Origin of the sequence: Limosilactobacillus reuteri subsp. simiae (genome assembly GCF_020784875.1) — a bacterium.
Classification (GTDB): Bacteria; Bacillota; Bacilli; order Lactobacillales; family Lactobacillaceae; genus Limosilactobacillus; species Limosilactobacillus reuteri_H.
On record NZ_JAJGUI010000027.1, the window covers coordinates 1 to 224 of the forward strand.

At 34.8% G+C, this 224-nt stretch carries 1 protein-coding gene; it reads left to right on the forward strand.

Annotated features, from left to right (window positions below; translation table 11 throughout):
* Nucleotides 1-224, forward strand: a 224-nt coding sequence (tnpA, locus tag LMC10_RS01205; protein ID WP_229268713.1) for an IS200/IS605 family transposase, incomplete at both ends; no start/stop codon positions are given.

Consider the following 224-nt stretch of genomic DNA (forward strand, 5'->3'; position numbering starts at 1 on the left):
ATGGCTAATAAATTAAATAGCTTAGCCCATACGAAGTGGTTATGTAAGTATCACATCGTATTCATACCAAAGTATAGACGTAAAGCGATCTTCAATCAATACCGAAGAGACCTAAGAGATTATATTCGTTTATTGTGTAAATATAAGGGAGTAGAAATAATTGAAGGTCATATGATGCCAGATCATGTGCACTTGTTAGTAAGTATTCCGCCGAAGCTAAGTGT